Here is a 20,215-nt window from a genome sequence, read left to right as displayed (position 1 = left end):
TGATCCAAAGGACCTAGGCTCGGCGCGCGGCCAGGATCTGCTCGATGACGACCGCTACGCCGTCCTCGTTGTTCGCGACGGTCCGGCCGGACGCGGCGGCGATGACGTCCGGGTGGGCGTTGCCCATCGCGTACGACGCGCCTGCCCAGGTCAGCATTTCCACATCGTTGGGCATGTCCCCGAACGCGACGACCTCGTCCGCCGAGATTCCGCGCTCGGCGCAGCACAGGGCGAGCGTGGAGGCCTTGGAGACGCCGAGACCACTGACCTCCAGCAGCGCGCTCGGGCTGGAGCGGGTGATCGTCGCGATTCCGCCGGCGGCCGTGCGGGCCAGCGTGAGGAAACCGTCGGGAGTCACTTCCGCGTGGTGGGCGAGCAGCTTGAGCACCGGGGCGCCGGAACCGGGCTCCTCCTCGTGAAGCAGCTTCTCGGCGGTGGCGACGGTGGCGCCCGGGTCGAGATGGAACGGTGGGTAGGCCGGCTCGTAGTGGATGCCCGTGGCGGTCTCGACCGCGAACGACGTGCCGGGTGCCGCTACCCGCAGCCTTTCTACGACGTCGAGCGCGGTCCCGCGCTCCAGCGGGCGGACCTCCAGCAGCTCCCCGCCGGCGTGCAGATCGACGACCGCCGCCCCGTTGGCGCAGATCGCCAGGCCGTGGCCGTGGACATGATCGCTGACTACGTCCATCCAGCGGGCCGGGCGGCCGGTGACGAAGAAGACCTCGATCCCTGCCTCCTCGGCGGCGGCGAGCGCCGCGACGGTGCGGTCGGAGACCGACTTGTCGTCGCGCAGCAGGGTGCCGTCGAGGTCGGTGGCGATCAGCCGGACAGTGGCGGGGAGCGGCAGAGGATCGTTAGCTGAGGTCACGCACGCATTCTTCCGTACCAGGCGCACGGCCGTGCGGGCGGGCGCACATTTGAGTACGGGCCACCCGGCCGCTCAGCGCAGCTGTGCCAGGCCCTCCGTCGCGATCTGCTCGAAGACCTTCTCGTCGGCCGCGAAGACCGAGTCGGCGACGGGCCAGTGGATGACGATCTCGGTGAAGCCGAGTTCGGCGTGCCGGCCGGCGAAGTCGACGAACGCGTCCACGGACTCCAGCGGGCGGCCCAGCCGGGGGGCGGCGGTGGCCGGGTTGAAGTCGGGGGTGAACCCGGTGAGCAGGATCTTGTCGAGTTCCGCCGCATCCCGGCCCGCGTCAGCGCAGGCCTTGCCCAGCTTCGTGAGCTGCCCGGCGATGGCCTCGACCGACTGCTCAGGGGTGCCCGCCTCGTACAGCTTCGGGTCGCCCGTGGTCACCCAAGCCTGTCCGTACCGGGCGGCGAGCTTCAGCCCGCGAGGGCCGGTGGCGGCGACGGCGAAGGGGAGCCGGGGCCGCTGGACGCAGCCGGGCACGTTCCGCGCCTCGGTCGCCGAGTAGAAGGTGCCCTCGTACGTCGTCCCGGCCGGCTCGCGCAGCAGTTTGTCCAGCAGGGGTACGAACTCGCCGAAGCGGTCCGCGCGCTCGCGCGGGGTCCAGGGCTCCTCGTCGCTCTTCAGCAGCGTGGTCGCGTCGAAGCCGTTGCCGCCCGCGCCGATGCCGAGGGTGATCCGGCCGTCGGAGATGTCGTCGAGGGTGATCAGTTCCTTGGCGAGGGTGACCGGATGCCGGAAGTTCGGCGAGGTCACCAGGGTGCCCAGACGCAGCCTGTCGGTGGCCGCGGCGGCGGCCGTCAGGGTGGGCACGGCTCCGAACCACGGACCGTCGCGGAAGGTTCGCCAGGCCAGGTGGTCGTAGGTGTAGGCGGCGTGGAAACCAAGCTCCTCGGCGCGCTGCCAGAGTGCCAGGCCCCCCTCGTTCCAGCGGTGCACGGGAAGGATCACGGTGCTCAGGCGCAGAGGAGACGTCATGCCCTCCAGCGTACGGTGGTCCTGTCACCGGCCTCGCCGCTGTGCGCGTCAGCCGGGGTATGTGCAGGTCGGCCGTGGTGTGCTGCGGTCGTCCGCTGAATCCGGGGATCGGGCGGGTCGGCCGGGGGTCGGTGCGGTCAGTCGGGGAAGCGGAGGAACTCCGGCGGGACCGCGTCCGTGAGCCAGACGCCATTGGCGCTGACATGGAACACATGGCCTCCACGGTGCATCGCTCCCGCGTCCACGGAGAGGACGACGGGACGGCCGCGGCGTGCGCCGACGCGGGTCGCGGTCTCCCGGTCGGGCGAGAGGTGGACATGGTGGCGAGCCATCGGGCGCAGTCCTTCGGCGCGGATCGCGTCCAGGCTGCGGGCGACGGTGCCGTGGTAGAGATACGCGGGCGGCTCGGCGGGCGGCAGGCCCAGGTCGACTTCGACGGTGTGGCCCTGGTTGGCGCGGATCCGCGGGCCGTCGATCGTGAAGCGCCGCTTGTCGTTGACGGCGACGACGTGGTCCAGCTCGGCCCGGGTGAACCGGAAGCCGTGCGCGGCCGCGGCCCGCATCAGCTCGTCGATCTCGGCCCAGCCGTTCGCGTCCAGAGTGAGCCCGATCTGCTCCGGCTGATGACGCAGATGTCTCGACAGGTACTTCGACACCTTGACGGTGCGCTGTTCGTCCATGTCGTCAGAGTCCCGTGGAAGGTCGGTGTGCCGCCACGCGATTTTCATCCGGACGACAGTGATCGAAATGTTTGGTCCACAGCCAAGTGCGGTTATCCACAAGGGAATTGGCATCACTGTGGACAACAGCCAGGTGATTTACCTCCTTTGATCAACTTCACCATTGTCTGGGTGAATTGCGGTAAGTGCATCCAATGTCCGTGCATGAACCTCCCGTTCGGTCGCGGCTGTGATGAATGCCGCGGCGTTCTCCGGGCCAACCAGCCGCTGTACGGCCCGGATCGTCCCGGCGGGCAGCGCCACCGATCGGGGTTCGGTGCCCTGTGGCACCGGACCCTCGGCGCTCAGGTGGTGCTGAAGGTGACGGGTCGCGAAAAGCCGCATGGCCCGGGCCAGTTCGGCATCGACGGTCTGCTGTGCGAGCGGCCTCAGCCGGCGCACCATCGCCGCCGCCTCGGCCGCGTCCACCTCCGTCGGTGGCCGATGCCCCAGATAGCGGGCGAAGACATGCTCGGTGGTGAACTCCAGGAAGCGAGAGGCGATGTGCTCCACCTGGCCTCGAAGTTCCCTCAGATGGCCGGAGATTGCGAGCAGCGGAACGCCCGCCGCGTACAACTCGGCGGCCACGGCCAGCTCCTGGGGGCTCGGAACGAGGAATTCGTCGTCCCGGCCGGGAATGCGCTCCAGCACTCCGAGCTCCACCGCCTCGGCGATGGCGTCCTCGTCGGGCTTCCCTCCGAAGGTCTCGTCCAGGTCCGCGCGACTGATCCTGTCCGCCTCCTCGTCCGTCCACGGACCCTGGACCTCGGCGACCAGACCGAGCACCCCGCCGAGCCCTCGCCCCGCGTCCCAGGCCTCCAGCAGTTCCTTGATCGAGGCCAGCGTGTACCCCCGGTCGAGGAGGTCGGCGATCTGGCGCAGCCGGGCGAGGTGCGAGTCCCCGTACACATTGGCCCGGCCGCGCCGCTCCGGCTTGGGCAGCAGTCCGCGGTCCTGGTAGGCACGGATCGTCCGGACCGTGGCGCCGCTGTGATGCGCGAGGTCCTCGATCCGGTACTCGACTGCCTGATCCCCGGACACGATCACTCCCTACTGCCCGATGGCACGGGCCACCGGCGATGTCGCGAAACACCCGACGGCCCTGCGGAGCGAACCCTCCTGCGAGGGATGGTACGACCGCCGGAAGCAGCGGGGTATCGCGGTGTCGAACGACACCCTGCGTCGCGGCGCGATCACATGGTGGTCGCTGACAGTGGAGGCTCCAGCCGGGCTATCGCGCGCAGGGCCTTGGGCGTGAAGCGGGACAGGAGCCGGGCGCCGCGGGCCTCCGGAGTCACCGGAACCACCGCCTGGTTCTTCACGACAGCGCGCAGGACCGCCTCGGCGACCTTCTCCGGCGGGTAGTTGCGCAGCCCGTACAGCCGGGACGACTTCCGCTGCCGTCGCTGCTGCTCCTCCTCGGAGACGCCTGCGAAGCGCGCTGTCGCCGTGATGTTCGTGTTCACAATGCCCGGGCAGATCGCCGAGACCCCGATGCCCTGACCGGCCAGTTCCGCCCGCAGACACTCGCTGAGCATCAGCACCGCGGCCTTCGACGTCGAGTACGCGGGGAGTGCCTTGGAGGGCTGATAGGCGGCGGCCGAGGCCGTGTTGACGATATGGCCGCCCTGGCCTCGCTCGGCCATCTGCTTGCCGAAGATGCGGCAGCCGTGGATGACGCCCCACAGATTGACGTCGAGGACCCTGCGCCAGTCCTCGCTCGTCGTGTCGAAGAACGAGCCGGAGAGACCGATCCCGGCATTGTTGACCAGCACGTCCACGATGCCGTACTCGGTGGCGACCTTCTCTGCGAGCTTTTCCATGGCCTGCTCGTCGCTGACGTCCACCGTCTCGCCCCAGGCCGCTGGTGCGCCGATCAGCCGCGCCATCTCCGCGGTCCTCGCCGCGCCCTCCGTGTCCCGGTCCACGGCGACGACCCGCGCCCCGGCCTCGGCGAAGGCGAAGGCCGTTGCCCGCCCGATGCCGCTGGCCGCGCCCGTCACCAGCACGAGCTGCCCGCCGAACCGCTCGGTGTACGGACCGGCGGCCGCGCTCGCGGGAGCCGGCCAGGCCGCCCCGCCTTCCTCGTGCGCCGTCACGAACTCGGTGATCCACACGGCCAGTTGGTCCGGGCGGGTGCGCGGAACCCAGTGCTTGGCAGGGAGCGTGCGGCGCACCAACTGCGGCGCCCACTGGGCCAGATCGTCGTAGAGCCGCTCCGAGAGGAAGGCGTCCCCGGTCGGTGTGATCAGCTGGACCGGTGCGTGGGCGTACGCGTCGGAGCGGGGCCGGCGCAGCCGGGCGCGGACGTTGTCGCGGTAGAGCCAGGCGCCGTTCGCCGCGTCGGAAGGCAGCGACGGTGTCGGGTAGTCGCCGGCCGGTACCTTCTCGACTCGCTGAAGGATCTTCGGCCACTGCTTGCCCAGCGGCCCGCGCCAGGCCAGCTCGGGCAGTACCGGCGTATGCAGCATGTACACGTACCAGGACTTGGCGCCCTGACCGAGGAGCTGACCGACACGGCGCGGGGTGGGCCGGGTCATGCGCTGCTTGATCCAGTGCCCGAAGTGGTCGAGCGAGGGCCCCGAGATCGAGGTGAACGAGGCGATCCGGCCCTCGGTCCGCCTCACCGTGACGAACTCCCAGGACTGCACGGATCCCCAGTCGTGCCCGACCAGATGCACCGGACGGTCCGGGCTGACCGCGTCCGCGACCGCCAGGAAGTCGTCCGTCAGTTTCTCCAGGGTGAAACCGCCGCGCAGCGGCACCGGCGCTGTGGAGCGGCCGTGCCCCCGCACGTCGTACAGCACCACATGGAAGCGCTCCGCGAGCCGGGTCGCGACCTCGGACCACACCTCCTTGCTGTCCGGGTAGCCGTGCACGAGCAGCACCGTCGGCTGCATCTCGTCACCGAGCTCCGCGACACACAGCTCGATCCCGCCCGTACGCACCCATCGCCGGCGTGCGCCCTCGATGCGCACCTTCACGCCGCCTCCCGATTGTTCTCCCCCAGGGCCTTCGGCCTGGGGGTGCCCCCATCTCCGCCCGCTCGGCGCAGAGGCTCGGCCATCACTTCTGTCTGCGGTCCGGCGGCCTCGCGTGCGTCGCTCACGACCCCTCCTCGCTCCAGCGCCGCACATGCGGCAGATCGTCGTCCAGCCAGAACGCGCTCTGCTCCGGGTCCTTGGAGTCGGTGACGACCAGGATCTCCTCGAACTTCGCGCCCGTACCCCGGAAGCCGAGATGCGGCTCGACCGCCCACAGCCCCGGCTGCGGCGGGTGGTCGGAGAACTTGTACGGCGACCACAGCGGCGACCAGCCGTCCCGGTGACCGTGCAGGGCGTCGCTCGCGAGCCCCTTCAGCGACTGGGCGCCGAACCCGAAGAGCGTCGGCGACCAGGAGCGCTCCTTGACCCGGTCGACCTTGTGGGCGATGACGCCGAAGGGGTACGCGCGATGCCGGTTGGCATACCCCTGCCGGACCATCAGCCGGTCGACGTCCTCATAGATCTCGCGGAGCGAGCGGCGCTCGCGCACCTCGCGCAGAATCAGCTCGCGGTGCGCCTGAAGATCGTCGAGCAGCTTGTCGTGCACGGGGTGGAGGCCCAGGCAGCCCGAATAGCCGATGTCGGCAGTGAAGCCCTTGTAGACCGGAGCCATGTCGAGGATGAAGGGCATCCCCGCCTCCAGCCGCCGGTTGGTCGGAAAGAACTGCAGCGGTATGCGGAAGTTGACGAACGCCGTACGGTCGCCGAACCAGGCAAAGGGGAGATGGAACCAGTCGCGCACACCCCGTCCGCGCAGCCACTCCCGCTGCATCCGCGCCGCCTCGCGCTCGGTCACTCCGGGCTTGAGCTGCGCCGCGACGGCCTCCGCGCACTCGTACGCCAGGCGCTGCACTTCCCGAAACCCCCGCAGCTCGGCCGCGAGTTCTGTGTTCACTGCTGAGGTCTTGCCGGTCATGCCACCGTCCGTCCCTCGTCGTGTGCGGTACGTGCCCGTAACTTGACACTGATGAATGTGACAATGTCCGGCGGCTACGTCAAGAGTCATGCACCGGCCTGTGGATAACTCCGCGCAAGTCCTCCTTCGGCCCAGCCCCCTACGGGCCCGTACGCCTGGAGTCGGATGCGGATCCAGCCGCCAGGGTTGACGTCGCCTGTGGTCTGCGCCACTACCGTCGAATCGTGACTGTGATCGTGACCGAAAGCCTGAGCAAGCGGTTCCCCCGGGTGACCGCGCTTGACCGGCTCTCCCTGGACATCGGGCCCGGCGTGACCGGACTCGTGGGCGCCAACGGAGCCGGCAAGTCCACACTGATCAAGATCCTGCTGGGTCTGTCCCCCGCCACGGAAGGCCGGGCCGAGGTGCTCGGCCTGGACGTCGCCACCTCCGGCGCCGCCATCCGTGAGCGCGTCGGCTACATGCCCGAGCACGACTGCCTGCCGCCCGATGTCTCGGCCACCGAGTTCGTGGTCCACATGGCGCGCATGTCCGGACTCCCGCCGACCGCGGCACGTGAGCGCACCGCCGACACCCTGCGCCACGTCGGCCTCTACGAGGAGCGGTACCGCCCCATCGGCGGCTACTCGACCGGCATGAAGCAGCGAGTGAAGCTCGCGCAGGCACTGGTCCACGACCCGCAGCTGGTGCTCCTCGACGAACCGACCAACGGCCTCGACCCGGTCGGCCGCGACGAGATGCTCGGCCTGATCCGCCGCGTGTACACCGACTTCGGCATCTCGGTCCTGGTCACGTCCCACCTGCTCGGCGAACTCGAGCGCACCTGTGACCACGTAGTGGTCGTGGACGGCGGAACTCTGCTGCGCTCCAGCTCCACCAGCGACTTCACCCAGATCACGACCACGCTCGCGGTCGAGGTCACCGACTCCGACGACCACCCCGACGGGACGGCGGCACTCCGCGAGGCCCTGGCGGCCGCCGGCATCACGCTGCACGAGGGCGTCCAGGAGGGCCTGCCGGGAGCCGGTCACATCCTCCTGCTGGAGGCGACCGGCGAGGAGACGTACGACACCGTCCGCGACACCGTCGCCACCCTGGGCCTCGGCCTCGTACGGATGGAACAGCGCCGCCACCACATCGCGGAGGTCTTCCGCCCGCAGGCAGCGGCCCAGCCCATGGAGGTGCCGGCGCGATGAGCAACGGGACGACCCACACCGAGACACCCCGCACCGAGACCACACGTATCCACAACATCGGATACCGCAACTACGAAGGCGCGCGCCTCGGCCGGGCCTACGCGCGCCGCTCGCTCTACTCGCAGTCGCTGCGCGGCGCCTACGGACTCGGCCGCTCCGCCAAGTCCAAGGTGCTGCCGATGATCCTCTTCGCGGTGATGTGCGTACCCGCGGCCATCATCGTGGCCGTCGCGGTCGCCACCAAGATGAAGGATCTGCCGCTCGACTACACCCGCTATGCGATCGTCACGCAGGCGGTCATCGGACTCTTCCTGGCGGCCCAGGCCCCGCAGTCCGTCTCCCGGGACCTGCGCTTCAAGACCGTGCCGCTGTACTTCTCGCGGCCCATCGAGCGAGTCGACTACGTCCTCGCCAAGCTCGGTGCGATGGCCTCCGCCCTGTTCGTCCTCACCGGCACCCCGCTGCTGATCCTCTACATCGGCTCGCTGCTGGCGAAGATGGACTTCTCCGACCAGACCAAGGGATTCGTGCAGGGGCTGGTCTCCGTGGCACTCCTTTCACTCTTCTTCGGCGGCCTCGGCCTCGTCATGGCCGCGCTCACCCCGCGCCGCGGCTTCGGCGTCGCCGCCGTCATCGCCACCCTGACCATCACCTACGGCGCGGTGTCGACGGTCCAGGCCATCGCACACGAGACCGGCTCCGGCGGAGCCGTGGAGTGGCTGGGCCTCTTCTCGCCCGTCACCCTCATCGACGGCGTGCAGACCGCCTTCCTCGGCGCGACCTCCTCCTTCCCCGGAGGACAGGGCCCCGGCACCGGAGCCGGCGTGGTCTATCTGCTGGTCGTCCTCGCGCTCATCGCCGGCTCGTACGCCGTGCTGATGCGCCGCTACCGAAAGGCCGGGCTGTGACAACCGCCCTCCCGTCACCCACCACCACCCTTCCAAGGAATGGGCTGCGCCCATGAGCACTCTTTTCATCGACCACACGTCCCGCTGGTTCGGCAACGTGGTCGCCGTCAACGACGTGACCATGGCGGTCGGCCCGGGCGTCACCGGACTGCTCGGCCCCAACGGAGCCGGCAAGTCCACGCTCATCAACATGATGGGTGGATTTCTCGCCCCCTCGACGGGCAGTGTCACCCTCGACGGGCAGACGATCTGGCGCAACGAAGCGGTGTACCGGCAGATCGGCGTCGTGCCCGAGCGCGAGGCGATGTACGACTTCCTGACGGGGCGGGAATTCGTCGTCGCCAACGCCGAATTGCACGGACTGGGTGCGAAGGAGGCCCAGCGCGCGCTGGCCACGGTGGAGATGGAGTACGCGCAGGATCGCAAGATCGCGACGTACAGCAAGGGAATGCGCCAGCGCGTCAAGATGGCGTCCGCGCTCGTGCACGAGCCGAGCGTGCTGCTCCTCGACGAGCCCTTCAACGGCATGGACCCGCGCCAGCGCATGCAGCTCATGGAGTTGCTCCGGCGGATGGGTGCCGAGGGCCGCACGGTCCTGTTCTCGTCCCACATCCTGGAGGAGGTCGAACAACTCGCCTCGCACATCGAGGTGATCGTGGCGGGACGGCACGCGGCGAGCGGCGACTTCCGCAGGATCCGCCGGCTCATGACGGACCGGCCGCACCGGTATCTGGTGCGCTCCAGCGACGACCGGGCGCTGGCTGCCGCGCTGATCGCCGACCCCTCGACGGCCGGCATCGAAGTGGATCTGCAGGAAGGCGCATTGCGGATCCAGGCGGTCGACTTCGGGCGGTTCACGGAACTGCTGCCGAAGGTCGCCCGTGAGCACTCCATCCGGCTGCTGACGGTCTCGCCCTCGGACGAGTCCCTCGAGTCGGTCTTCTCGTACCTCGTAGCGGCCTGAAAGGAGCCTTCGACATGTACAACCCGACAGTCGCCCGGCTCACCTACCGGGCCATGCTCGGCCGGCGCCGGGCCGCGGTCCTCTTCGTCCTCCCGGGGCTGCTGCTGCTCATCGCGGCGGCGGTGCGGGCGTTCAACGGAGTGGACGACCAGATCGCCTCCGATGTGCTCGGCGGCTTCGCCATCGCCACGATGGTGCCGCTGATCGGTGTGATCGCCGGTACGGGAGCGATCGGGCCGGAGATCGACGACGGTTCGATCGTCTATCTGCTCGCCAAGCCGGTGAAGCGGCCGACGATCATCGTCACCAAGCTGATCGTGGCGATCGCCGTGACCATGGCGTTCTCCGCGGTCCCCACCTTCATCGCGGGATACATCCTCAACGGCAACGGTCAGCAGATCGCGATTGCCTACACGGTCGCGGCGCTGGTCGCGTCGATCGCGTACAGCGCGCTGTTCCTGCTGCTCGGTACGGTCAGCCGGCATGCGGTCGTGATCGGACTCGTCTACGCCCTGGCGTGGGAGACGCTCTTCGGCAGCCTCGTGCCGGGCGCGCGGACACTCAGCGTGCAGCAGTGGTCGCTGTCCCTCGCCGAGAAGATCGGCGGCGAGGGGATGATCGCCTCCGACGTGAGCCTGCCGCTCGCGGTGGCGCTGCTCGTGGGCGTCACGCTGCTGGCGACGGGGTACGCGGGGCAGAAGCTGCGGACGCTGACGCTGGCGGGCGAGGAGTAGCGGGGGCGGCCCCCGGGGGCGTTCCCGTTCTCACGCCCGCTTGACGAGTCTGTGAGGACACTGGGTGGAGGGCGCGAGGAGGAGCCGCCATGGCCGAGGAACCGGAAGCGGCCCACGGGCCGGAGGGGGCCCCCGGGCCGGAAGGGGCGCGGTCCTGGGACGACGCTGTCCTCGACGAGGACTTCATACGGGCCGCGGAGACGGCCGAGCCATCCGCGCGGGCACGGATGCTCGCCGCCCGCTGGCGGGGCTCGGCGCCCGAGCCGCAGCCGTGGCGGTCCGACGAGCCACCCGCGGGATGGTTCTGGAGCCGGGCGCGCAGACGGTGGTGGCGGCGGAAGGGCTGACGGGGCTGTCGTCCCGCAATGACCCGAAATTCAGTGGCGCGGAACTGACGCGGCGGGCACAGTAGTTGAGGCAGTCGCGCAAACGTGCGAGTGCCGTTTCGAGACCGGGGAGGGGTGCGGCGATGACCGAGAGTACGAGTCCGTCGAGCTCCCAGCAGGGCAGCGCACGGCAGGCTTCGGAGTAATCATCGGACTCCGTCGAGCCGCCGCGAGACTGCTGCCCGGGCGGCCGCTTCGAGCGCGCATTCGCGCGGGCCGCCCTCCCGGAGGATTGGCCGAGTGGTAAGGCAGCGACTTGCGCTGGGTTTGCTCAGAAGCAAGTCGTCGTCGGGGCCTTGGACCCCGCGCGCGTTCGATCCGCGCATCCTCCGCGTTTCGCCTCCGGCGGTTCTGGGCCCGTTCGGGGTGGGCCCAGAACCGTAGCGGCACCTGGTACCGGGGCGTTGTGCCCACCCTCCCAGAGCTTTGCCCGGGCCTGGGGGTGCCCACAGGCCAGCGGACCGACCGCCCGCAACGGCTACCGGCCCAGCAGCTCCTCGAGCACCACAGCAATGCCGTCGTGCTCGTTCGAAGCCGTGATCTCGTGGGCCACGGCCTTGAGGTCGTCGTGGGCGTTGGCCATGGCTACGCCGTGGGCGGACCAGGCGAACATGGGGATGTCGTTGGGCATGTCGCCGAAGGCGATCGTCTGGGCAGCCTTCACCCCCAGGCGCCGCGCGGCGAGGGAGAGGCCCGTGGCCTTGCTGAGGCCCAGCGGGAGGATCTCGACGATGCCGGGGCCGGCCATCACCACGTCCACCAGGTTGCCGACCGTCTGGCGGGCGATCCGGGTGAGGGCGTCGTCGTCGAGGCCCGGGTGCTGGATGTAGACCTTGTTGAGCGGGGCGGACCACAGCTCGGCCGGGTCGTCGAAGGCGACGACGGGGAGCGGGCCCTCCTGGACCCGGTAGCCGGCGCCGACGAGGACCTCGCCGTCGAGGCCGTCGCGGCTGGCGGCGAGCGACAGCGGGCCGACCTCGGCCTCGAGCTTGGAGAGGGCGAGCCCGGCCAGCTGGCGGTCAAGGGTCACCGAGGTCAGCAGTTTGTGCTCGCCCGCGTGGTAGACCTGCGCGCCCTGGCCGCACACCGCGAGGCCTTGATAGCCCAGGTCGTCCAGTATGTGCCGGGTCCACGGGACGGCCCGCCCCGTGACGACGATGTGCGCTGCGCCCGCCGCCGTGGCGGCGGCGAGCGCGTCACGCGTGCGCTGCGAGACGGTGTCGTCGGAGCGCAGCAGCGTCCCGTCGAGGTCCGTAGCGATGAGCCGGTACGGAAAACTCACTTGGCGACCGGCTCCAGGACCTCACGGCCGCCCAGATACGGACGCAGTACCTCGGGCACCCGCACCGAACCGTCCGCCAGCTGGTGGTTCTCCAGGATCGCGACGATCGTGCGCGGTACGGCGCACAGCGTGCCGTTCAGCGTCGCGAGCGGCTTGACCTGCTTGCCGTCGCGCATTCGCACCGACAGCCGGCGCGCCTGGAAGCCGTCGCAGTTCGACGCCGACGTCAGCTCGCGGTACTTGCCCTGGGTCGGGATCCACGCCTCGCAGTCGTACTTCCGCGAGGCGGACGAGCCGAGGTCGCCGGACGCCACGTCGATCACCTGGAACGGCAGCTCCAGGCCGGTCAGCCACTGCTTCTCCCACTCCAGGAGACGCTTGTGCTCGTTCTCCGCGTCGTCCGGGTCGACGTACGAGAACATCTCGACCTTGTCGAACTGGTGGACACGGAAGATGCCGCGCGTGTCCTTGCCGTACGTACCGGCCTCGCGGCGGAAGCAGGGGGAGAAGCCCGCGTACCGCAGCGGCAGCTTGTCGGCCTCGATGATCTCGTCCATGTGGTACGCCGCGAGCGGGACCTCGGACGTGCCGACGAGATAGAAGTCGTCCTTCTCCAGGTGGTACACGTTCTCCGCGGCCTGGCCGAGAAAGCCCGTGCCCTCCATGGCGCGCGGGCGGACCAGCGCAGGGGTCAGCATCGGGACGAAGCCGGCCTCCGTCGCCTGTGCGATCGCCGCGTTGACGAGGGCGAGCTCCAGCAGCGCGCCGACGCCCGTCAGGTAGTAGAAGCGGGAGCCCGACACCTTGGCACCGCGCTCGACGTCGATGGCGCCCAGCGCCTCACCGAGCTCCAGGTGGTCCTTGGGCTCGAAGCCCTCGGCCGCGAAGTCACGGATCGTGCCGTGCGTCTCCAGGACGACGAAGTCCTCCTCGCCGCCGACCGGGACGTCCGGGTGGACCAGGTTGCCCAGCTGGAGCAGCAGCCGGCGGGTTTCCTCGTCGGCCTCGTTCTGCTCGGTGTCGGCGGCCTTGACGTCGGTCTTCAGCTGCTCGGCCTTCTTCAGCAGCTCGGTGCGCTCGTCCGGAGAAGCCTTGGGGATGAGCTTGCCGAGCGACTTCTGCTCGGAGCGGAGTTCGTCGAAGCGGACGCCGGACGACCTGCGCCGTTCATCGGCGGAGAGCAGGGCGTCGACGAGCTCGACGTCCTCTCCACGGGCGCGCTGGGAGGCGCGAACACGGTCGGGGTCCTCACGGAGCAGGCGAAGGTCAATCACCCCACCAGGCTACCGGTGCGGGCTCCCACCTCCCCAGTTGATATTGGTTTGCGTTCCCCTTTGCCCTAATTGCCAGAATTAAGGAACGTCGCGGTGAATCCGGACCGGCATCCGTCAATGAACCGGATGCCGGTCGCCGAAATGGGGCAAGTGCCACTTCTCGCTTGACTCGTTCCCCTTGTGGAGTGCGGAACTTGGAGGCCGTTGTCCACAGGGGTGGACCGCTTCATGGGGTTATCCACAGGGTGTGAGGAAGATCTGTGGACTACGGAATTGATCATTCCGAAAGTCGCATGCGGACCAGAGGATTCCCCTTCCAAACCTGGTCCACGCACTCGTTCGGGTGGGAATTCCTCGCTCCAAAGAGTTGATCAAAGGAATTGGGCCGACCCGGACTCCCGGACGCGCTGTGGATGCATGTGGGGTGACTGGGGTGATTTGTCGACCATGTCGATTTACGTTGTCGACTTGTCCCCAGGTCGAGAAGCGCGCCTGTGGATAACTTCTGTGGGTAACGAAAAGTAGGAAGAAAGCGCGGACAGAACCGGTCAAAGGAAACGCAGGGTTACGCGCGGCCGTCCTGGCAGCGCGCCAGCCACTCCGCCGCGTCCACGAACTCCGCGTCCGACGTCCCGGGCCTCAGAACGCGCGCGGCGCGCTCCGGCGAGGACACGCCCGCCCGCGGATACGACCCCAGGAACCGCACCTTCGGGCAGATCCGCTTCAGACCCATCAGCGCCTCGCCCACCCGCCGGTCCGAGATGTGGCCCTCGGCGTCGATGGCGAAGCAGTAGTTCCCGATCCCCGCACCGGTCGGCCGGGACTGGAGCAGCATCAGGTTCACGCCGCGCACCGCGAATTCCTGGAGCAGTTCCAGCAGCGCACCCGGATGGTCGTCGCGCTGCCAGATGACCACCGACGTCTTGTCCGCGCCGGTCGGGGCCGCGGGCCGGGCCGGCCGGCCGACCAGTACAAAACGCGTCTCGGCGTTCTCCGCGTCGTGGATCTCGGTGACCAGTGCTTCGAGGCCGTACGTCGCCGCCGCGAACTCACCGGCGAAGGCCGCGTCGAACCGGCCCTCCTGCACCAGCCGTGCTCCGTCCGCGTTCGACGCCGCCGACTCCCACACGGCGTCGGGCAGATGGGAGCGCAGCCAGTTCCGTACCTGCGGCTGCGCGACCGGGTGGCCGGTCACCGTCTTCACGTCGGAGAGCTTCGTGCCGGGCCGCACCAGCAGCGCGAAGGTGATCGGCAGCAGCACCTCGCGGTAGATCATCAGCGGCTCGCCCGAGGCCAGTTCGTCGAGGGTCGCGGTGACGCCGCCCTCCACCGAGTTCTCGATCGGTACGAGCGCGGCCGCGGCCTCCCCGCTGCGTACGGCGTCGAGCGCGGCCGGCACGGACACCATCGGGACGAGCTCCCGGGGCGCGGCCTCCGGGAGCGTACGCAGGGCGGCCTCGGTGAAGGTGCCCTCGGGGCCGAGATACGTGTAGCGAGTCGCGGACATACCAGTCACCCTAGTGCGCCCGCGTACCTCGCTGCTCCCGGCGACGGGTGCAACGGGTGCGACGAGTGCGACGTGTGCTCACTGCTCCAGCAGCCGCTGGCCCACGTACTCGCCCTTCCGCGGACCGCCCGGCACGGCGAAGAGGCCGCTGGCCTCGTGGCGTATGAACGTGGACAGGGCGTCGCCCCGGTCGAGCTTGCGCTGCACCGGCACGAACCCCTTCAGCGGGTCCGCCTGCCAGCAGATGAAGAGCAGCCCGGCGTCGGGCGTACCGTCCGCGGCGATTCCGTCGTGGAAGGAGTACGGCCGGCGCAGCATCGCCGCGCCCCCGTTCTGTTCAGGGGCGGAGATACGGGCATGCGCGTTGTCGGGAATGACCAGATGCCCATCAGGACCGGTCTTGTTCAGATCGAGCTCGGTCGCCTCGCTGCCACCGGTCAGCGGGGCGCCGTCCGACTTGCGCCGCCCGATCACCTGCTCCTGCTTCTTCAGCGGCAGCTTCTCCCAGTCGTCGAGCAGCATGCGGATACGGCGGACCACGGCGTACGAGCCGCCCGCCATCCACGGGTGCTGCCCACCGGTGCCGCCGGCCGGGACGAAGATCCGGCGGTCGAAGTCCGGCTCGGACGGCTTCGGGTTGCCGGTGCCGTCGATCTGGCCCATCAGATTGCGTGCGGTCATCGGCTGCGCCGTGGCACCCGGCGAACGGTTGAAGCCGTTCATCTGCCAGCGCACCCGTGCTGCCTCGCCCGCGTCCTTCTGGACCGTACGCAGCGCGTGGAAGGCGACCAGCGCGTCGTTCGCGCCGATCTGCACCCACAGATCGCCGTTGGAACGCCGCGCGTCCAGCTGGTCGGCGGAGAAGGGCGGCAGCGGGTCCAGCTCCACGGGTCGCTGCGCCACCAGGCCCGTACGGTCGAAGAAGGTCCGGCCGAAGCCGAAGGTGAGGGACAGCGAGGACGGTCCGGCGTCCAGCGCGACGCCCGTGTCGCCGTCCCCGGCCGGTTCGCCCGCCATCAGCCGGGCCGCGGTCGCGGACCAGCGGCGCATCAGGGCGACCGCTTCCTTGCGGCCCGCCCCCGGCGCCAGGTCGAAGGCGACCAGATGGCCGCGGGACTGCACGGGCGTGGTGATGCCCGCCTGGTGGGCGCCGTAGAAGGCTTCCGAGGCGGAGCCGACGGTCTCCAGTGCGGTCGCCGGGTCGCCGTCAGCCGCCGCGTATCCGGCGGCGCCGCCCGCCGCGCCCAGGACCAGCCCGGTCGCGCCGGCGGCCCCTACTGTGCCGAGCAGCCTTCGCCGCGAGATCTCGATGTCGCCCATGCCCTTGTTCATGTCCATGTCGCTGCTCACGTCAGCCGATCTTCACGTTCTTCTCGATGGTCGCCTGATCGATGTCGGACGTCCGTACCGTGACTTGGATACGCCACTCACCGGGCAGCGGGATCTGGATGTTGCTCGCGCTCCAGTGGCCGGTCGCGATCCGGTCGGGCACGACCGGCAGCGGGCCGATCTTCTCGGCGGTCAGGGTGAAGGCGACCTTCACCTCGGGAACGTCCAGCGGGCGCCCGTTGGGGCGGTGGACCCGGAGATTCAGTTCGTTGGCGCCGGAGCTGCCCGGGTCGATGCTCAGCCGGGCGGTCCCCTTGCCGTCCTTGCCGCCCGTGTCGAAGGGGAGGGTGATGTCGACGGGCCGGTCGGGTACGGCGGTGGAGGCGGCCCCGGAGTCGCCGGCCTTCGCCGCCTGCTCCTCCGTACGCCCGGGCTCGGTCGACGTGAGGATGGTCGTCACGGCGAGCAGCACGACGGCGACGCCCGCCTCCGCCAGTACGGAACGGCGCAGTCCGGAGCGCTCCGGGTCGGCGTCCTTGATCCGCTTGCGCGCGGCAGTCGCCACCGCGGCCCTCTGCCGGGCAAGCTGGGCGGCCCGCTCGGGGTCGGACGGTCCCGACGCGTCCGTTTCCGGCTGCGCCTCCTCGGTCCCCGAGCTGCTCTCGGTCCCGGAGCCGCTCTCGGCCACGTCCGTCCCGGCCCCGGCCTTGGTCTTGGTCCTGATCCGGCCTTCGGCCTCGGTCCCGGCCTCGGTTTCCACCGGAGCGCTGTCCTCCGACAGCCGCGCCGTCCATCGCCGCGAGATCCACGCGACGCCGACCAGTACGGCGACCAGCCCCACCTTGAGCAGCAGCAGCCGGCCGTACGACGTGCCGGTCAGCGCCGACCAGGAGCCGACCTGCCGCCAGGACTGGTAGAGCCCGGTGGCGGCCAGCACCACGACCGACCAGAACGCCACCCGGGAGAAGCGGAGCACCGCCGTACGCTCGACGGAAGGCGTCCGGTGGAGCGCCACGAGCAGGGCTACCAGGCCGCCGAGCCAGGCCGCCACGGCCAGCAGATGCAGTACGTCCACGGGCATTGCGATGCCCGGCTGGACACCGGTCGAGGCGTGCTCGGAGAGCGCCCAGGTACAGGCGATCCCGGCTGCGACGACCGTGCCGCCGATGGACAGCCCGAAGGTGAGGTCCTTCTTCTCCTTGGCGAGTTCCTCGGCGAGTTCCGCGCGCTCCCCGGACGCCGCGACCGAACCCTCCGCGTCTCCCTTCGCGTCTCCCTCCGCGTCCCGCTTCGCGTACGCCCCGAACAGCACCGCGACGAACAGCGCCGCCGCACCGAGCAGCAGCAGCCGTGACACCAGCGCAGCCCCGGTCTTGGTCTCCAGTACGGCCTGCAGCCCGGCCAGGTCGAACACGTCGCCCAGCTCTCCCGAGCCGGTGTACGGGTTCCGCAGCAGCAGCATGGCGAGCGTGGCGGCCGTCAGCGTCACCCAGCCCTGCATCACCAGCCGCTGCGTCGGCCGGGCGCCCGCGCCCCGCGGCCAGCAGGCCAGGACGAACGCGGCGCCGCCGACGAGCACGACGAACCCCGCGTACGCCGCGTACCGCGCGATGCCGTAGAGCGTGCCGACGAGTCCCCCGCCCGCCTCCTGCTTCGGCAGCTCCACAGCCGTTTTCGACGGCGCGCCGATGGAGAAGGTGAACGCGCCCGCGATCGGGTGGCTGTCGGCGGAGACGGCCTGCCAGGCGACGGTGTACGTGCCTTTCGGCAGGCCCGCGTGCAGCGTGACGCCGTACTTGACGAGGTTTCCGCTGCACAGGTTGTTCAGCTCGCCCGTGTCGACGCGCTTGCTGCTGGGGTCGAGGACCCGGATCGAGTCGTTCCCCATGGCGACCTGCTCGGAGAACGTGAGTGTGACGTCCTTCGGGGCGGTGGCGAGCACCGCCCCGTCCTTCGGGTTGCTGCCGGTCAGCGCGGCGTGCGCACTCGCCGTGCCGGCGAGCACGGTGCCGAGCAGCGCGGCGGTGACGAGCAGCAGCCGCAGAAGAGTTGCGGCTCCGAAGCGCGGGGCGGTGGCTGTCATGGTGTGTCGTCAGTCCCTCAAATAGCTCAGTGCTTCTTCGGGTTGTGGGTCTGCGCCTCCACGGGAAGCTCGACCTTGATCGGGTCGGCCTTCTCGAAGTGCAGCTCGATCTCTACCTTTTCGCCCTGCTTGGGGTGCTTCTTGAGGGCCATGAACATGATGTGGCTACCGCCGCGTTCCAGCGTCAGCTCACCATTGGCGGGGATGTCGAAGGACTCCACCTGCTGCATCTTCTGGTTCTTCGTCTCATGGATCTGGACGTCGTCCGAGAGGCTGCTGGTGACCGAAGTGAGCTTGTCCGCCGTGTCACCGCTGTTCTTGACGGTGAGGAAGCCACCCGCCATGTCGCCCACGGGCTGCGGCATGAACGCACCGCTGACCTTCAGCTCGGGTGCGGACTCGGAGGAGCAGCCCGCCAGCGCCAGGCCCGCGGCGAGGGCTATGACGGAGGCGATCAGACGCCGTGCGAAGCTCCTTGAGGGGCGGTGGCCGGGCGACGGGTGGGCGGTAAGGCGGATCACGGGTTCTCCCCCTTGATGATCTTCGGCAGGTCCTTGGCGTAGTCGTCCGCGGTGGTGTCCTCCCCGTACAGGACGTAGCCCTGGTCGGTCTTGGGGGAGAAGGCGATCACCTGGGCGCCGTGCATGGAGACGACGGAACCGTCCTTCTCCTTCTTCGCCGGATCGATGCCGATGCCCAGCTGGCGCGCGCCTGCCTGGATGGTCGGGAAGTCGCCGGTGAGGCCGACGAAGGACGGGTCGCCCGCCGCGGGCAGCCACTTGCCGAGCTCGGCGGAGGTGTCCCGCTCGGGGTCGGTGGTGACGAAGACGACCTGGAGCTTGTCCTGGTCGGCCTTGGGGAGCTTCTTCTTGGCGATGGCGATGTTGCTCATCGTCAGCGGGCACACGTCGGGGCAGTGCGTGTAGCCGAAGTAGATCAGCGTCGGCCTGCCCTTGGTCTGCTCGCGGAAGTCGTACTTCTTGCCCTTGGTGTCCGTCAGGACGAAGTTCGGCTTCTCGAAGGGCCGGTCGAGCACGGTCGCGGCCTTGTCCTTCGGCTCGGCCGACACGTCGGCGACGGAGTGGTGGTCCCCGTCCGCTGTGTCGCCGTCGGAACCGCAGGCGGAGAGGGTGAGCGCGGCCGCCACCGCCAGGGCGGCAGCCGTCAGAGTCTTGATGCGCATGGAGTTGTGTCCTAGATGTCCAGATATGAGGTGCGGAGCGGGCGTCAGGCGGAGCGACGGCGGCCGGCCAGCACGCCGAAGGCGACACCGGCCACGCCGACGAGAATGCCGACGACGCCCAGGACCCGGGCCGTGGTGTCGGTGGAGCCGGCGGAGGCCGCCTCGGTCTCCTTCTCCCCCTCGTGCTCCTTGCCGTGCGTGGCGTTCTTGTCGCTCGCGGCGCCGCCACCGTGGTGATCACCGGTCGCGGCCGACAGCTTGAGCACGGGCGCGGGGCTCTCCGGCTCCGCGGCGCCCTCCTTCGGCTCCTCGATCCAGCGCACGACCTCCTTGTTGTCGTACGTCTGGAGGGCCTTGAAGACGAGCTGGTCGGTGTCCTCCGGCAGCTGTCCCAGCGAGACCGGGAACTGCTGGAACTCTCCCGGGCCGATCTTGCCGCCGTCCGCGGTCCAAGTGATCTTCGAGACGGCCTCGGTGATCTGCTTGCCGTGCACGGTGAGCGGCTTGGCCAGCTTGGTCTTGGTGACCTCGGCCTTCCAGCCCGGGACGGGCTGCGGCATCACGGAGGAGAGCGGGTGCTCGGCGGGGACGGTGACCTCGAGCTTCACGGTCGACGCGTTGTCGCGCTCGTTCGGGACCTTGAAGTTGACCGTGGCGTAGCCGCCCTTGGCGGCCTCGCCCTGCGGCTGCACGCTGACGTGCGCGAAGGCGGTGCCGCAGAGCAGGAACACGGACGAGGTGGCGACAGCGCCGGCGGCGGCGAGACGAGAGACGTTGTTCATGGCAGAGAACACTCCACGTG

The 20,215-nt window shown here is 69.7% G+C and carries 20 protein-coding genes, 1 tRNA gene and 1 pseudogene; 6 read left to right on the top strand and 16 right to left on the bottom strand.

Annotation, left to right across the window (positions count from 1 at the left end):
* Positions 1–13: 13 nt before the first annotated feature.
* The 8 genes and pseudogenes from ACZ6ZQ_RS10315 to ACZ6ZQ_RS10280 form a co-directional block, all read right to left on the bottom strand.
* Positions 14–868 carry an HAD hydrolase family protein gene (locus ACZ6ZQ_RS10315; protein WP_469768108.1) on the bottom strand — a complete coding sequence of 285 codons (855 nt, stop codon included), beginning with the start codon at positions 866–868 and terminating at the stop codon, positions 14–16.
* Between the two features lie 72 nt (positions 869–940).
* Positions 941–1,888, bottom strand: coding sequence for an LLM class flavin-dependent oxidoreductase (locus ACZ6ZQ_RS10310; protein WP_469768107.1), 948 nt, complete (start codon positions 1,886–1,888; stop codon positions 941–943).
* A 137-nt stretch (positions 1,889–2,025) separates the two neighbouring features.
* Positions 2,026–2,568 (bottom strand): RNA 2'-phosphotransferase, encoded by a 543-nt coding sequence (locus ACZ6ZQ_RS10305; RefSeq protein ID WP_469768106.1) that lies wholly within the window; start codon positions 2,566–2,568, stop codon positions 2,026–2,028.
* A gap of 138 nt (positions 2,569–2,706) precedes the next feature.
* Entirely contained in the window at positions 2,707–3,648 is a 942-nt protein-coding gene (locus ACZ6ZQ_RS10300) for a MerR family transcriptional regulator (protein ID WP_469768105.1), read from the bottom strand.
* Between the two features lie 9 nt (positions 3,649–3,657).
* Positions 3,658–3,768: pseudogene (locus ACZ6ZQ_RS10295) on the bottom strand (metal-dependent hydrolase); the annotation flags it as partial.
* Between the two features lie 32 nt (positions 3,769–3,800).
* Entirely contained in the window at positions 3,801–5,585 is a 1,785-nt protein-coding gene (locus tag ACZ6ZQ_RS10290; RefSeq protein WP_469768270.1) for an SDR family oxidoreductase, read from the bottom strand.
* Positions 5,586–5,587: 2 nt separating this feature from the next.
* A complete protein-coding gene (locus tag ACZ6ZQ_RS10285; protein WP_469768104.1) occupies positions 5,588–5,716 on the bottom strand; it encodes a hypothetical protein in 129 nt (42 codons plus the stop codon).
* A complete protein-coding gene (locus ACZ6ZQ_RS10280) occupies positions 5,713–6,567 on the bottom strand; it encodes a M24 family metallopeptidase (RefSeq protein WP_469768103.1) in 855 nt (284 codons plus the stop codon). The genes ACZ6ZQ_RS10285 and ACZ6ZQ_RS10280 overlap by 4 nt, the downstream gene beginning before the upstream one ends.
* Positions 6,568–6,797: 230 nt before the next feature.
* Between ACZ6ZQ_RS10280 and ACZ6ZQ_RS10275 the strand changes: the two genes are divergently transcribed.
* The 6 genes from ACZ6ZQ_RS10275 to ACZ6ZQ_RS10250 all read left to right on the top strand — a co-directional run bounded on the left by ACZ6ZQ_RS10275 (position 6,798) and on the right by ACZ6ZQ_RS10250 (position 11,087).
* Positions 6,798–7,763 carry an ABC transporter ATP-binding protein gene (locus tag ACZ6ZQ_RS10275; RefSeq protein ID WP_469768269.1) on the top strand — a complete coding sequence of 322 codons (966 nt, stop codon included), beginning with the start codon at positions 6,798–6,800 and terminating at the stop codon, positions 7,761–7,763.
* Positions 7,760–8,671: an ABC transporter permease gene (locus tag ACZ6ZQ_RS10270; RefSeq protein ID WP_469768102.1), complete on the top strand. Its 912-nt coding sequence runs from the start codon at positions 7,760–7,762 to the stop codon at positions 8,669–8,671. Before ACZ6ZQ_RS10275 ends, ACZ6ZQ_RS10270 begins: the two co-directional genes overlap by 4 nt.
* A gap of 52 nt (positions 8,672–8,723) precedes the next feature.
* Positions 8,724–9,635 carry an ABC transporter ATP-binding protein gene (locus ACZ6ZQ_RS10265; protein ID WP_469768101.1) on the top strand — a complete coding sequence of 304 codons (912 nt, stop codon included), beginning with the start codon at positions 8,724–8,726 and terminating at the stop codon, positions 9,633–9,635.
* Between the two features lie 14 nt (positions 9,636–9,649).
* Entirely contained in the window at positions 9,650–10,369 is a 720-nt protein-coding gene (locus ACZ6ZQ_RS10260; RefSeq protein WP_469768100.1) for an ABC transporter permease subunit, read from the top strand.
* An 89-nt stretch (positions 10,370–10,458) separates the two neighbouring features.
* Entirely contained in the window at positions 10,459–10,716 is a 258-nt protein-coding gene (locus ACZ6ZQ_RS10255) for an SGM_3592 family protein (protein WP_469768099.1), read from the top strand.
* A 265-nt stretch (positions 10,717–10,981) separates the two neighbouring features.
* Positions 10,982–11,087, top strand: a tRNA-OTHER gene (locus ACZ6ZQ_RS10250).
* A gap of 146 nt (positions 11,088–11,233) precedes the next feature.
* On the opposite strand, the gene ACZ6ZQ_RS10245 is transcribed toward ACZ6ZQ_RS10250, so the two are convergent.
* From ACZ6ZQ_RS10245 to ACZ6ZQ_RS10210, 8 genes are all read right to left on the bottom strand, one after another.
* On the bottom strand, positions 11,234–12,037 hold the full coding sequence (locus ACZ6ZQ_RS10245) for an HAD family hydrolase (RefSeq protein WP_469768098.1): 804 nt from the start codon (positions 12,035–12,037) through the stop codon (positions 11,234–11,236).
* Entirely contained in the window at positions 12,034–13,311 is a 1,278-nt protein-coding gene (gene serS / locus ACZ6ZQ_RS10240; protein ID WP_469768097.1) for a serine--tRNA ligase, read from the bottom strand. Before serS ends, ACZ6ZQ_RS10245 begins: the two co-directional genes overlap by 4 nt.
* A gap of 565 nt (positions 13,312–13,876) precedes the next feature.
* Positions 13,877–14,818 (bottom strand): prephenate dehydratase, encoded by a 942-nt coding sequence (gene pheA, locus ACZ6ZQ_RS10235; RefSeq protein ID WP_469768096.1) that lies wholly within the window; start codon positions 14,816–14,818, stop codon positions 13,877–13,879.
* Positions 14,819–14,896: 78 nt separating this feature from the next.
* On the bottom strand, positions 14,897–16,138 hold the full coding sequence (efeB, locus tag ACZ6ZQ_RS10230; RefSeq protein WP_469768268.1) for an iron uptake transporter deferrochelatase/peroxidase subunit: 1,242 nt from the start codon (positions 16,136–16,138) through the stop codon (positions 14,897–14,899).
* Between the two features lie 31 nt (positions 16,139–16,169).
* Positions 16,170–18,230, bottom strand: coding sequence for a copper resistance CopC/CopD family protein (locus ACZ6ZQ_RS10225; protein ID WP_469768095.1), 2,061 nt, complete (start codon positions 18,228–18,230; stop codon positions 16,170–16,172).
* Positions 18,231–18,256: 26 nt separating this feature from the next.
* Positions 18,257–18,688, bottom strand: coding sequence for a copper chaperone PCu(A)C (locus ACZ6ZQ_RS10220; protein WP_469768267.1), 432 nt, complete (start codon positions 18,686–18,688; stop codon positions 18,257–18,259).
* Between the two features lie 59 nt (positions 18,689–18,747).
* Positions 18,748–19,413, bottom strand: coding sequence for an SCO family protein (locus tag ACZ6ZQ_RS10215; RefSeq protein ID WP_469768094.1), 666 nt, complete (start codon positions 19,411–19,413; stop codon positions 18,748–18,750).
* Between the two features lie 44 nt (positions 19,414–19,457).
* Positions 19,458–20,195 carry a YcnI family copper-binding membrane protein gene (locus ACZ6ZQ_RS10210; protein ID WP_469768093.1) on the bottom strand — a complete coding sequence of 246 codons (738 nt, stop codon included), beginning with the start codon at positions 20,193–20,195 and terminating at the stop codon, positions 19,458–19,460.
* Positions 20,196–20,215 lie beyond the last annotated feature (20 nt).

The organism is Streptomyces sp. NPDC053673 (assembly GCF_055585225.1).
This window is presented reverse-complemented; position numbering and strand designations above follow the sequence as displayed.

Excerpts from the sequence above, each read along its gene's own strand:
- ACZ6ZQ_RS10310 (WP_469768107.1), bottom strand. The coding sequence starts at position 1,888 with ATGACGTCTCCTCTGCGCCTGAGCACCGTGATCCTTCCCGTGCACCGC.
- ACZ6ZQ_RS10210 (WP_469768093.1), bottom strand. The coding sequence starts at position 20,195 with ATGAACAACGTCTCTCGTCTCGCCGCCGCCGGCGCTGTCGCCACCTCG.
- efeB (WP_469768268.1), bottom strand. The coding sequence starts at position 16,138 with ATGGGCGACATCGAGATCTCGCGGCGAAGGCTGCTCGGCACAGTAGGG.
- ACZ6ZQ_RS10260 (WP_469768100.1), top strand. The coding sequence starts at position 9,650 with ATGTACAACCCGACAGTCGCCCGGCTCACCTACCGGGCCATGCTCGGC.
- ACZ6ZQ_RS10270 (WP_469768102.1), top strand. The coding sequence starts at position 7,760 with ATGAGCAACGGGACGACCCACACCGAGACACCCCGCACCGAGACCACA.
- ACZ6ZQ_RS10280 (WP_469768103.1), bottom strand. The coding sequence starts at position 6,567 with ATGACCGGCAAGACCTCAGCAGTGAACACAGAACTCGCGGCCGAGCTG.
- pheA (WP_469768096.1), bottom strand. The coding sequence starts at position 14,818 with ATGTCCGCGACTCGCTACACGTATCTCGGCCCCGAGGGCACCTTCACC.
- ACZ6ZQ_RS10215 (WP_469768094.1), bottom strand. The coding sequence starts at position 19,413 with ATGCGCATCAAGACTCTGACGGCTGCCGCCCTGGCGGTGGCGGCCGCG.
- ACZ6ZQ_RS10225 (WP_469768095.1), bottom strand. The coding sequence starts at position 18,230 with ATGACAGCCACCGCCCCGCGCTTCGGAGCCGCAACTCTTCTGCGGCTG.
- ACZ6ZQ_RS10265 (WP_469768101.1), top strand. The coding sequence starts at position 8,724 with ATGAGCACTCTTTTCATCGACCACACGTCCCGCTGGTTCGGCAACGTG.
- ACZ6ZQ_RS10305 (WP_469768106.1), bottom strand. The coding sequence starts at position 2,568 with ATGGACGAACAGCGCACCGTCAAGGTGTCGAAGTACCTGTCGAGACAT.
- ACZ6ZQ_RS10255 (WP_469768099.1), top strand. The coding sequence starts at position 10,459 with ATGGCCGAGGAACCGGAAGCGGCCCACGGGCCGGAGGGGGCCCCCGGG.